We start from the raw sequence: 12212 nt of genomic DNA on the forward strand, positions 1-12212 counted from the left end.
AAGCAAGATGCTTACCCCACGGCACACGACAAGCTAAAGCTTGCAAAGTGGCGTAAGCTTCTAGCTTGCGTTCCGGAAAGCTTTCAGCTTTCCCCGCTACAGGCCGCAAGCTAAAGCTTGCGGGGGCGGCAAGCAAGATGCTTACCCCACGGCACACGACAAGCTAAAGCTTGCAAAGTGGCGTAAGCTTCTAGCTTGCGTTCCGGAAAGCTTTCAGCTTTCCCCCGCTGCAGTCCGCAAGCTAAAGCTTGCGGGGGCGGCAAGCAAGATGCTTACCCCACGGCACACGACAAGCTAAAGCTTGCAAAGTGGCGTAAGCTTCTAGCTTGCGTTCCGGAAAGCTTTCAGCTTTCCCCCGCTGCAGGCCGCAAGCTAAAGCTTGCGGGGGCGGCAAGCAAGATGCTTACCCCACGTTGATCAATTGATCGATCACTCCGGTGGAGTCCTGGAAGGGCTCGCCGGGGTCGACGCCGGCCCGGTCCAGCATGGTATGCCAAACACGTGACAGCGGAGTCTGTTCGGGGAGCCGAAGGTGGCCTTGGTGTGCAACGCCGGCGGCCTTGCCGCCGAACAGGCAGGTCGGCAAGCGGTCTTTCGAATGTCCGATCCCCATCCCGCTCGAAAATCCCAACAGTGTGTGATCCAACAAACTCGAACCGTCGGGTTGCCTGAACGACTTCAACCGATTGATGAAGTAATTCCAGTGGGCAAGATAGATCCGATCCACCTTTGCCAACTCGGCCAGGTTTTTGGGATCGTTGCCATGGTGCGTCAATTCGTGGAACCCTTTCGACACGCCGAATTCGGGAAACGTCCCGCCTGAACTTTCTTGACGAACCACGTAGCTGATCACGCGCGAAGAATCGGTCTCGTAGGCCAGCGCGATCAAGTCGTACATCATCCGCGCGTACTTCTCGTACACAAACTGCCCGGCGGGCATGTTGACGGTAAAGCTTTCCGAAAAATCACTCAGACCGCTGGTGTCAACGTTCGGTTTGGGTTTCACGTTCCAATCGATGTCACGTTCCAGTTGTTTTTCCACTTCGCGGACGCTGCTGAAGTATTCATCTAGCTTGACGCGATCACGATTGCCGACGGTGCGTTCCATCTGTTTCGCATCTTCCATGACCAGGTCCAGAATGCTACGTCGTTGACGGAATCCCTTTTTCCGCAGCTCGGTTTCCTCAGGTCCATCAACTTTGAACAATCGGTTGAACAAGACGTGGGGGTCATTTTCCGACGCCAGTGGGACGCCGTCACGGTTCCAGGAAAGAGTGCGCAGGTTGCCGCCGAATCCGGTGCCGCGTTGGACACAGAGCTGCAGCGAGGGGAACCGGGTCTGGCGTCCGAGTTGCTCCGCCGCGATTTGATCCATCGAGACGGAATTGTTGATCGAGCTTCCGTCTTTGGCTTTCACGCCGGTCGAAAACGTGTAATCACCTTGGTGACCGCCGCCGTGTTCCAAATAGGTTCCCGAGAGGACCGTGAAGTCATCTTTGTGTGCGGCCAGCACCTTCAGCGTCGGCGATAACGTGTAGTCGCGTCCTTCATCCACCGGCTCCAACTGGCGCATGTTCATGCCCGTGCCGAAGTAGAAAATCCCGATCCGTTTGGGCGAGGCCGATTCGACGCGTTCGCCGCCGGCGGTCGCCCGTTTCGGCAACATCGCTTCCAACAGCGGCAACGCCATCGCGCCGCCGGTGCCCCGCAGTAATGTGCGTCGACCGAGTTGGGGTGCGTGGATTTTGCTCATGGTTCTATTTTCTTAAAAAGGCATCCGAAAGGACGATTCCTTCGACCAGACTCTGCAAACTGTGTCCGTTGGATTTCATGCGATCGACCAAGCCATCGATTGTAACGTGATCGCTCGGTTCGATGATGCGGCCGAGTGCATAGGTCAACATCTTCTCGGCAAACCCACGCAAAAACCGATCGCTTTGGCGACGTAGCGCCGTCCGGTACTCATTGATCGTCGTAAACCGAGTTCCATCGGGTAAGGTACCGCTGGCATCGATCACCGCGTGGTCAGGCCACCAGGGACGTTCACCATCCTGCTTGGTCCGCCACGTGCCGGTGACACTGAAGTTTTCGAGTCCCAAGCCGTAGGGATCGATCGTGCGATGGCAATGGGCACACGCGGCGATGGTGCGATGCTGATCCAGACGCTGCCGGACCGTCAGCAGTTCACCACTGACGTTCGGCTCGACTTCTCCGACGTTCGGCGGCGGCGGCTTGGGCGGATCGTTGAACAAAACATCCAAAATGTACTTGCCGCGCTCGACGGGTTTCGTCCGATTGCCATCGCTGCCCCATTTGTGCAGCGCGGCCATGGTGGAAAGCCCGCCGCGCACCGACGGCTGCGGGAACGCGACGCGAACCATGGCGTTGCCCGTCACACCGGGAATCCCGTAGTAACGGGCGAGCGTCTCGTTGGCCATGGTCCAATCGCTGTCCAGAAAATCCAGCAAACTGCCGCCGCTGCGCATGACTTCGCGAAAGAACTCGATCGGTTCCGCGTTGATCGCTTCGTTCAAACCGGCGTTCTCGGCGCGATAGAAGTCACGGTAAAGGTTTTGATCGATCGCGAAACGGTCAAACTCATCCGCCTTCAACCATTGCCGCGCAAACCCCTCGACCAAAGCATTTGATTTTTCGTGTGCCAACATTCGGCGCACCTGTCGTACCAGCACGTCCGTGTCGGTCAAACGCTGCGACGCCGCGTCCTGACGGAGCGCGTCGTCGGGAATCGTGCTCCACAAAAACCGGCTCAATCGAAACGCGAGCTCCTCGTCGTTGAGTTCGTCGCCACTCGCAGTTCCATTGTTACTCGCAAGACCACTGTTGCCCACCGCGACGTCCGCGGTCGGCCCCTCCGCTTCGCGGATCAATAGAAACGAAGGACTACACAGCATCGCGACGATCCCGGATTCAATCGCATCGGGGAATGATTCCCCGTACTCCAATTCGCTGCGGACCACGCCAACGATTCGATTGATTTCCGCCGCGCTGACACTGCGCCGAAACGCCCGTGGCAGCAGTCGGGCAAAGATCTCGCGGGCGTAGGACTCGCCGAACTCCGATGCGCCCAAACCGCGATGAAAGATCAGCTCCGTGCTCTTCGGTGGCCACTGTTCATACAGCGGCCCTTCAAGCTCGATCCAGTCAAACAGGATCCGGGGTAAATGGTCCGTCGTGCGGGTGTCCGGCTCGATCCGGCCCTGATTGGGGAAACCCTGCGCGCCCAACTGTGCCTGCAACCGCCCCGCCAGGGGCGCGTTTCCATTCTTGGTCGCTTCTTCCGCTGATCGCCGTAGGTCCGAGAAGTGATAATTGACCCGTCCAAAACTCGGCGCGTCGACAAACTCGATGCCGATCTCATTTCCACCGGGGACGTCGAAGGCGCGTTCGATTTCGATCACTTCGGGACGGTCCAGCGTTCCGGGCACCTTGCCGAAATACAAATCACCATCGCCACTGCGTTTGATCCGAATGTAAAGTGCCTCGCGATCGCGCGGGTGGGCGCCCAAACGGACCCGCAAGCGGTATCTGCCGCGGATCGGAATCAATTGATCATTCCAGGGATGCCGCAAGGCTTCGTCGCTGCGCATCCCCTGATTCATCGTAATGATGCCATCTTCGGTCAGAATCGTCTCGCGTGAATGTTTGATGTACTCGATGCCGCCGGTACTGTCCTCGTATTGCATCCGATTGCGACGTGTCGGAACCGGCGGCGGCCCGGTGACCACCGCTTTGGTTGCGACCATGGCGGCGACGTCAAAATACTTTTCCATCAAAGACGGGTCCAACAACAACGCCTTGCTGACCGTGTCAAACCCGTTCATCGTTCCGTCGGGCGGCAACAAGTCTTGCGGCCCTTCGCCGGGTAAGAATTCGACCGCCAGCAAGTCGCCGACGATATTGGCGTACTCCCTGCGATTGAGTCGTCGCATCAACTCACGGCCTCCGGTGCTTTTTGAAAGCGTCGCCGCGTGTTTCAATTCGTTTCCGATCCAGTCGACGACTTGTGCAACCAACGCGTCGGGCGGTTGGCGTTCGTCCTGCGGAGGCATTTCTCCCAGGTTCAGGTTGTCCATCACCTCGATCCATTTCGCCGCACTCTGCGAATCGGTGAAGTTCGGCGTCAGCGTGTCCAGACGCAACTCGCCCTCCTGGGTGTCTGGGCCGTGACAATCCACACAGAAAGACTGCACCAAATTCGTCACGGCAACGTCGTACATCGCCGCGTCGTGCGGTTCGGCCGCATGCGCGATGCCGCAAGCGAGCAGGACAAGGCTGCAGAGCAGGGTCGCTAATCGGTGGGGCGGAAGCTGGTGCATGGAGCGGTGCGGTTGAGGGTCGTGGGAGAGGCTTCAAGCCTGTCGTGCTGGAAACGCAAGCTGGAAGCTTACGCCACGGATCGCAAGCTGGAAGCTTACGCCACTTTAGTCCAGTGAGACGGTGTAGGGGATGACGTTGGTCTTGGGCATCAGCTCGTTGAGTTCGTTGATCTTGGCTTCCGTGAGTCCGGTGTCGTTGCGGGGCAACCACAGTTCGTTCAGCCATGTGGCGGTCTGCATCTTCATCATGCCGTCGTTGGTCAATGCCGACGGAGGCCGAATACCACGGTGGGCAAGCCGTAACTTTTCAACGCTTTTCGCCATCGCCAAGTACTCAAACGCCACGTCCTCCAGCCCCGGTGTCCGAAGCGAAAGGTCTCGCAAGTCTGGCAACTGGGTCAACGGTCCCAAGCCCGATCCGTTGACTTGATCCGACGTGATCGTCAATCGTGTCAATCGATTGATGCGTCCGAGTGACTTGAGCCCTTGATCGGTCAACGCGTTTGACGTCAGATCCAATTCTCGGATCGAAAACGCTTTGGACAACTCGGCGGCTCCGGTGTCGGTCAACCCACTGCGCCCGTCAGAACCCTCGTTGCCCAGACGCACAGCTTCCAGACGCGGAATCATCCCCAGAGCTTTGGCGGCGACATCACCGGCCGGGCTGCCCGTCAAGTTGACGTCACGCAGCTGCTGCAGTTTCGCCAGCGGAAACATTTCGGCGTCGGCGATGCCGCGGCAACGTTGCAGGCTCAACTGCCGCAGCTCGTCCAGCGCCGCGATCCGCTCGATCGAGGCTCCGCTGAGCTGTGACTGGCCATCGAGCGTGAGCGAGCGAAGGTGTGGAAACCCTTTCAGGTTGGCGGTGTCCGCATCCGTCATCGCGCCGGCACTGCCAAACGGTGCCGTACTGGACAGCGTGCTCAGAGAGCTCTGGAAATGCTTCAAGTACGCCCCGGTCGCTTCGTTCTCCCAGGCCTGCAAGGTTTCTAGATTGCGGTTCCGGCCCAACCGGCTGAGCCCCAGGTCGGTCAACCCACCGGCGGTGCCGAAGCATTGAAATTCCCGCAGCGATGTGAACCCGGCAATCGCCTCCAAATGCCGATCGTTCAACGACGCGTCGCGGGGAAAACGCAGCACCTGCAACGCGCTGATCCGCGTCAACACGGACAGATCAAGTGTCTCGATCCCCAACCCGCTTTTGAACTCCAGAACCTGCAACTGTTTTAAATTCGCAATCGCATCGAGTCCATCCTGAGAGAGGTTGGCGTCGCGGTCCCGCCATCCGATACGAAGCCGCTGCAGATCAGGCAGCTTCGCCAGGCTTTGAAACACGGATTCGTCAACGTTAGCTCCTTCAAGCCGAACTTCGATATCCAGACCGCGTGACGCAAAACGTTTTCCGCCGGCCGCTTCGATCGCAGCGATCGCCGCCTGTTCCGCCTCGTATGCTTCCCGGGCCGCCGTCGACTGCTCCGGGCTGGCATCACGGACGATGCGGAATCCCACGTAACAAGCCGCGTCGTCGGCATCCCAAGGAATTCGTGCGGAGGATCGACACGACAGATCACCGTTGTACCAGCAGCCCCCGCGAAGCACGTGGAAATCATTCGTGGTCGTCTGCGGTCGATCTTGATTGACGGGGTCCACCGCAACGCCATTGGGCTGATCGAATCTCGGCCGATCGTAGTCTTTGTAAATCGTGTCAAGCCAAAGGTCTTCACACCACTCCCAGACGTTGCCGTGCATGTCCGCAATGCCCCAGGGATTGCGAGCGTAGCTGCCCACCGGCGCCGTAAAGACATAGCCGTCCGACGGGTCATGGTCCCAGTCGAGCAACCATTGTCGCTCTGCGGCGTGCGTGCGATGTTGTTCCAGTTCGACGTGACCGAGATTGGCGTGCCGGTGCGAGATCCCTTGGGCGGAATCCCCGAACGAGAACCAAGTCGACGTGCCGGCGCGGCAGGCGAATTCCCATTCCGCTTCGGTCGGCAATCGATAGCGGACGCCGTCACGCTGACTGAGCCACTGACAATACGCCTTGGCGTCGGTCAGACTGACCCCGACGACCGGATGCCCATCGGTCTGTTCAAAACCAGGATTTTGCCAGCTGAACTTCTCGTCTCTCGCGAAATCCTGGGACTGATACAGCGGCTTGTCCTCCGGCGTCGGTTGCCATCCGACCATTTCGGCCAGACCGCGTTGGGCCGTGGTTTGATAGCCGGTGGCCTCGACGAATTGTCGGAATTGCCCGACCGTGACTTCCGTCTCGGCGATCTGGTAGGGCTTGGTCACCCACGTCACGTGCGCCGGGCCTTCGGCGTTGCCGTAGCCCTGCCCAGTCGTCGACAGCGGGAACGCCTGCTGCAACGTGCGTTCGCCGCCGTCCATGCCTTGAACGAAACGCCCTCCCTCGATGAAGCGAAACGTCATGCCGTCCGCGGCGGCAGGTTCCTGGCCGACAACCAACGGCGACACAAACCAACCGCAACAAACGAGAATCGGCAAGACCCGCATGGATCAAACTCAAACTGGGAACATGGATCAAAACATCTTAAGTCACCCTGCCTGGCAGGCTACGCGGTGAAACATCTATTTCCTGCGTTTTGCGAGGCGTTACCGGCAGGGCGCAAGCCCAATGCCATCTACTTTAGCTCTCAAGGTGTTAGCGGAACGGCGCGAGCCGTCCGGTTGCGTTTCAAAAACACCGTGAAAGACCGGAGGGCTCGCGCCCTACCGCTAACAACTGCTTCAAAGCATTATCTGACAGCGAGGGATGACGTCATCGCACCTTCTCTACAGTGCGATCGACGACCGCTTGGTGAGCCACACGGCGCAGGAAATCGGCATCCTGTTCCGTCACACCCTTGGGCCGATAGGACGTTTCGGTCGCGTCGTTTCCGGTCAGCACCTCGTACCAAACCAAACCGGCCAAAAAACACCCCTTGGTGTTGCCGTGCTTGAAATCCAGTCGAAGTTCCTGCTTGTCGCCGTTGGTCCGCCAATGCCAACCGGTGACCAGGGAATTCGTCTGCTTCGGCAACTTCGGATACACCGGATGATCATAATTGTAATCAGGATCGCGCACCAAGACTTCGCGTCCCGCAGTGTTTCGCGCCAATTGGAACGCGGCACCGACGGGAAGGATTCGGCTGTCGAATTGATTGGCGACCTCGTCATAGGCCGACGCCAAATGTTCGTACATTTGCTGCTGAGTCAATCCGTCGGATTTCAGCAACGGCGAATCGGGACGATACGCCCAGGTCTGGTGGATCAAGATCTCTGCCTCGGGTGCGTGCTCCTTGACGACAGCCACCAATTGTTCGATGTAGGGATGGTACGTCTCGGGTTTGTAGCTCACCGCGCTCATCTGCTGCAGCGTCACGAAATCCCACCGGTCCGCTGCCAGGTACTCTTGCAGGCTGTACCGTTTTTCGTCTCCGCCACTGTAAGGCTTCTCGCCCGGATCCGTTGCCGATTTGGCGGCCAGATCCGCATGCTTCTGCAAGGTGCAGCCGCCGATGTTTGCGGTTCCGATCACGATGCGGCACGTGCCGTCCGCTGCGGCAATCTCTTCGAGATACCGACAAGCGTTCTGAGCAAAACTGTTCCCGATCGTCAGCACACGGACGGTCCGGACGTCCGCATCCTGTGCGCCGGCGCGGGCGGCAACACCGAACACACCTACCGCGAGGCAGCAGACAACGCCCCAACACATTTTTTGATGTTTCACCATCCGTTCCAGACTCCGACTATAAATTGAAATTTCTCGACGCTCATTTTTAGCGGCAGGGCGCGAGCCCAATGCCACTGACTTTGATCCCGAGCGGGATGTTTTTGTTAGCGGTAGGGCGCGAGCCCTCCGGTATGTTGATAAAGAGGAAGAACCGGAGGGCTTGCGCCCTGCCGCTAAAACCTCAAGAACACAGAAAAAGAACACTTCATAGCGTTACCCGATGCGGTTCAAGGTGGGCGAAGGTTTGGAGTTGGGAGCGATTGCCGCGGCAAACGAAACGCGGGGTCTCGGCGAGGGGCGACCATCATACCGTGCCGAGCGCGTTCCGCCAAATTCCCCCCACAAAGAGCTGTCGGCTTGTCAGACTAGGACGGACGACGCGTTCGGCTTACCATGGCGGACGCTTTGACCAACCACTCGACGTAAAAACAACAGGGACTCCGCAATGAAGACACCATCGATCGCCGCCTGCACGCTCCTTCTGTCAGCTTGCTTGGCCGGACCGAATCTGCTCGCCGACGATCGGGGCACGTTGATCTTTGCGGACGACTTTCAACGCAACGAGTCCCAAGAATTGAAAGACGAAGTCGGCAACGGCTGGGGGACCAACAGCGAGCGACGCGCCGGCGGAAACAAGCAAGTCGATCTCCGAGACGGCGCGATGTACATCTACTTGCACAAGGATGCCGATCACGGCGTCTCCGTCACCCATCCGGCCGAATTCCGCAACGGTTCGGTCGAAGTGAAGTTCATGTTGGAGCACGAAAAAGACACTCTCGGGCTGAACTTTGCCGACCTGCAGTGCAAGGAGGTCTGGGCGGGGCATTTGTTCAAAGTGGTCATCGGCATCAAGCAAACCGAGTTGGCCGATTTGAAGACCGGTGTCATGGACCTGAAAACACGCCAGGCCCGCCAAGCCGACACGCTCACCCCTGCCCAGAAAGCTGAGCTGAAGACGAAATCGAAAAAGTTCGTCCACCCGCTTGAAACCGGGACCTGGTACACCGCCGTCGCGACCGTCAACGGCGACACCTTGAGCGTGTCGATCGATGGCAAGCAAGTCGGCTCGTTCTCCTCGCCAGGCATCGCCCACCCCACCAAGCGATTGCTGCGGCTGGCCGTTCACCGAAACGTGGTCGTGGACGAGCTGAAGATTTATGCGCGGGATTGACGTGAAACATGAATCTTGACTTGCGATCGGCTCGGCCCGTATCTACAGACTTGGCAAACTTCGCAATCCCCTTGGATTCACAATGTCCCGTCTGTGTCTCCCCCACCGTCCGCTTTCCTGCTCCACGTGCCTGGTCGCGTTGACAATCTGGGCGACGTGCGCAGCGGCCCAAAACCATGCCCGGTGGCCGCCGTCACCCCGGCCACTGCTGCAGGTCCCGGTCAATGCTGGCAAAACGAGTTCGGGCAGCATTGCGATCGAGCAAAGTTCCGCGGAAGATCGCCAAGGTGAAGGGTTTTCGCCCGAAGTCGCCTCGCAAATTGCACAGTGGAATCGTGACCTGGCCGAACGTTCCACACCGGTCCTCGCCGAGATTGCCAGCCAAAATGCCGACCTCGCCGAGCAGCTTTCACAGCTCGGATTGTTGGTCCGCAATCTTCAGCAGCGGCTCGGCACGGCCGAACAAAAACTCGACGACATCCAATCCGACTATCAATCCGTCAGCGGCAAATTGGCCGAGTATGGATTGACGCCCACCATCGGGTTGCTGTTGCGACACCGCAAGGAGCAATTGGATTCCTGGCAGACGCAAGACAACGAAAACCATTTCGCGCGGGCGGAACTGCAGCGGACTCAGCAGCAAGCCTTGGAGTTGGAGTTGATCCAGGGCGGCGAAGGACAACTGCAGCAGCAAGCCGATCAGATGCTGGCCGAAACCGGCGATGCGAGCGGCCAACCACCGACGCCGCTGTTGCGGCAGCAAGTGCTCGACTTGCTGACCCATCGATCTCAATTGGTTGCCCAACTGAAGCAATCCTATCGCACGTACCATCGCGACCTGGACCGGCTCGATTCGACGGCGTCGGCCACCAGTACCACGACCGCAGAGTTTCGCAAGCTGATCAATCGCCACGCGACATGGATTCGTAGCGGCGATCCGATCGGGATTCAAGACTTCGCCGACGCCAAGGCCGGGATCGCCGCGTTGCTCGAATTTCGCCATACCCGACAACTGGGACGCGACCTCAAACGCAAACTTTCCGACGACCAGATTTCGGGCATCCTGTTATTGGCGTTTATCGGGCTGATGTTTGCCCTGCGGTGGCGGCTGAAAAGCTGGTTGGTGGCGATCGGTCTGAAATCCAAACTGCGAACGGCCGGAAAGACCCGTGTGGTCGCTGCCGGCGCATTGACGCTCGGCGTCGCCGTGGTGGTACCGCTGCAAGGTTACGCGACCGCCTGGTGGCTGAACCAGGGCATCGTTTCTGAATTGATCATCCAGGTCGCCAGCGGATTATTCGCCGCCAGCCTGATCGGGTTGTTGGTCGAATTGCCGCGTCAGTTGCTACGTCCGTTCGGACTGGTCGACAAACACCTGTCGAAAACGTTTTCCACCCGCGCCGAAGCCTTCAAGGATTGGTCGATCGCGGGGTTGATGTTGGTCCCCGGTACCTTTGCGATCACGATGCTGGGACAAATCGACCACGGCATCTGGCGCGATTCACTGGGGCGATTCGGCTTTCTGACCATGATGCTGGTCGTGGCCGGTCTGGCGCACTTCGCATTGCGTCCCGGCAAAGGGTTTCTCTGTCCGGCGATCGAAGCGTTCGGAGGCCGATTGGCGACCGGTTTCGGACACCTTTGGTACGCGATCGCCTTGGGGTTCCCGATCGTGATGGGAATCCTCTCCTCGCTCGGCTACGGCTACACCGCCAGCGAATTGATCAAGCGTGCGACGTGGTCGGCGATCTTGGTGATGACAGCGGGCGTGGTCTGGAAGATCGGTCAACTCGGGTTCCAACAGATTTGGCGCAACCTGACCGGGCCCAAAGTCGAACCCAGGTACGACGAGTACGGATTGATCGAAGAGCCCGAGGTCGATGAGGAGATCAATGAGACACACGTGGTGCTGAAGCATCAAATCGGTTTTCTCGGACAATGCATTGCGGGCGTTGCCTTGACCTCGTGCTTCGTCGCATTATGGGTGGACGTGATTCCGAACATGAGTCTGGCGAATCCCGTTTTGTGGACGGTCCAAGATGCCGTGACCAACTACGCCGATGACGGCCAAGGACAAACGGTCGCAACCTCGGTGTTGCAAGCCACTCCGGTCACGCTATTGAACGTACTATGGGCCGCCGCAATCTTGTTTGTTGCAATTCATGTTTCGCGATTGCTGCCGAATCTGTTCGACGCGTTGGTACTGCAACGCGTTGACTATGACGAAGGCATGGAGCATCTGATTTTGGTGTTGGGCCGCTGCGTCCTGTTCGCGATCGGTTGCTTCGTCGCCTGTCGATTGATCGGCGTCCGCTGGGTGACGATCCAATGGTTGATGGTCGGGATCACGATCGGCATCGGCTTTGGGCTGCAAGATATGGTGCGAAATGTCTTGGGCGGATTGGTCGTTCTGTTCGCGCGACCGGTTAACGTCGGTGATCGCGTCACGGTCGGACGACTGACCGGACGGATCGCCAGTCAAACCCTGCGAACCACCATCCTTGCCGACGATGAAGGCCGCGAGCTGCAGATCCCCAACCGAAAATTCCTCAGCGACGAAGTCACCAACTGGCGTGGTGCCGGAAAACTGACCACGGTCGCAGTCGAAGTCAACGTTCGACGCGAAGAAAGGCCGATCGACATCGGACGTATGATCGGTGAATGGGCATCGGCGGAACGAAATGTATTGCAGTCTCCTGGTCCACAAGTCACGCTGGTCTGCATCGCCAAGAAAACGCAACGTTATGAGTTGCACGTTTGGACCGAAGGCCAACACGACGCCAAGCAGGTGCAACGGGCATTGCTGGAAACGGTCCGCAGCAACCTGCGCGAGCGCAACCTGCTGGCCAAGACCCAGCCGACCCAGCCCGCGATCCGCCACGCCGATCCGGACTCATTGGGCGACACCCCACGTCCCAAACGACGTTCGGCCTGAAGCTCACGGACAACGTACAGTCTTTGCGAATGC

At 58.7% G+C, this 12212-nt stretch carries 6 protein-coding genes; 2 read left to right on the forward strand and 4 right to left on the reverse strand.

The genetic code is table 11. The features are described 5' to 3' along the window. Positions 1 to 403: 403 nt before the first annotated feature. The 4 genes from NZK35_RS28020 to NZK35_RS28035 all read right to left on the reverse strand — a co-directional run bounded on the left by NZK35_RS28020 (position 404) and on the right by NZK35_RS28035 (position 8070). Entirely contained in the window at positions 404 to 1753 is a 1350-nt protein-coding gene (locus NZK35_RS28020) for a DUF1552 domain-containing protein (RefSeq protein ID WP_259635834.1), read from the reverse strand. Positions 1754 to 1757: 4 nt separating this feature from the next. Then, positions 1758 to 4337 carry a DUF1592 domain-containing protein gene (locus NZK35_RS28025; RefSeq protein WP_259635835.1) on the reverse strand — a complete coding sequence of 860 codons (2580 nt, stop codon included), beginning with the start codon at positions 4335 to 4337 and terminating at the stop codon, positions 1758 to 1760. Positions 4338 to 4442: 105 nt separating this feature from the next. Then, on the reverse strand, positions 4443 to 6854 hold the full coding sequence (locus NZK35_RS28030) for an SUMF1/EgtB/PvdO family nonheme iron enzyme (RefSeq protein WP_259635836.1): 2412 nt from the start codon (positions 6852 to 6854) through the stop codon (positions 4443 to 4445). Positions 6855 to 7119: 265 nt separating this feature from the next. Beyond that, positions 7120 to 8070 carry a DUF4886 domain-containing protein gene (locus NZK35_RS28035; protein ID WP_259635837.1) on the reverse strand — a complete coding sequence of 317 codons (951 nt, stop codon included), beginning with the start codon at positions 8068 to 8070 and terminating at the stop codon, positions 7120 to 7122. A 448-nt stretch (positions 8071 to 8518) separates the two neighbouring features. On the opposite strand from NZK35_RS28035, the gene NZK35_RS28040 reads away from it, so the two are divergent. Further along, positions 8519 to 9244 (forward strand): LamG domain-containing protein, encoded by a 726-nt coding sequence (locus tag NZK35_RS28040; RefSeq protein WP_259635838.1) that lies wholly within the window; start codon positions 8519 to 8521, stop codon positions 9242 to 9244. 82 nt (positions 9245 to 9326) lie between these two features. Then, on the forward strand, positions 9327 to 12179 hold the full coding sequence (locus NZK35_RS28045; protein ID WP_259635839.1) for a mechanosensitive ion channel domain-containing protein: 2853 nt from the start codon (positions 9327 to 9329) through the stop codon (positions 12177 to 12179). The last annotated feature ends 33 nt before the right edge of the window (positions 12180 to 12212 follow it).

This window comes from Stieleria sedimenti, from assembly GCF_025060895.1.
GTDB classification, from domain to species: domain Bacteria; phylum Planctomycetota; class Planctomycetia; order Pirellulales; family Pirellulaceae; genus Stieleria; species Stieleria sedimenti.

Excerpts from the sequence above, each read along its gene's own strand:
- NZK35_RS28020 (WP_259635834.1), bottom strand. The coding sequence starts at position 1,753 with ATGAGCAAAATCCACGCACCCCAACTCGGTCGACGCACATTACTGCGG.
- NZK35_RS28025 (WP_259635835.1), bottom strand. The coding sequence starts at position 4,337 with ATGCACCAGCTTCCGCCCCACCGATTAGCGACCCTGCTCTGCAGCCTT.
- NZK35_RS28030 (WP_259635836.1), bottom strand. The coding sequence starts at position 6,854 with ATGCGGGTCTTGCCGATTCTCGTTTGTTGCGGTTGGTTTGTGTCGCCG.
- NZK35_RS28040 (WP_259635838.1), top strand. The coding sequence starts at position 8,519 with ATGAAGACACCATCGATCGCCGCCTGCACGCTCCTTCTGTCAGCTTGC.
- NZK35_RS28045 (WP_259635839.1), top strand. The coding sequence starts at position 9,327 with ATGTCCCGTCTGTGTCTCCCCCACCGTCCGCTTTCCTGCTCCACGTGC.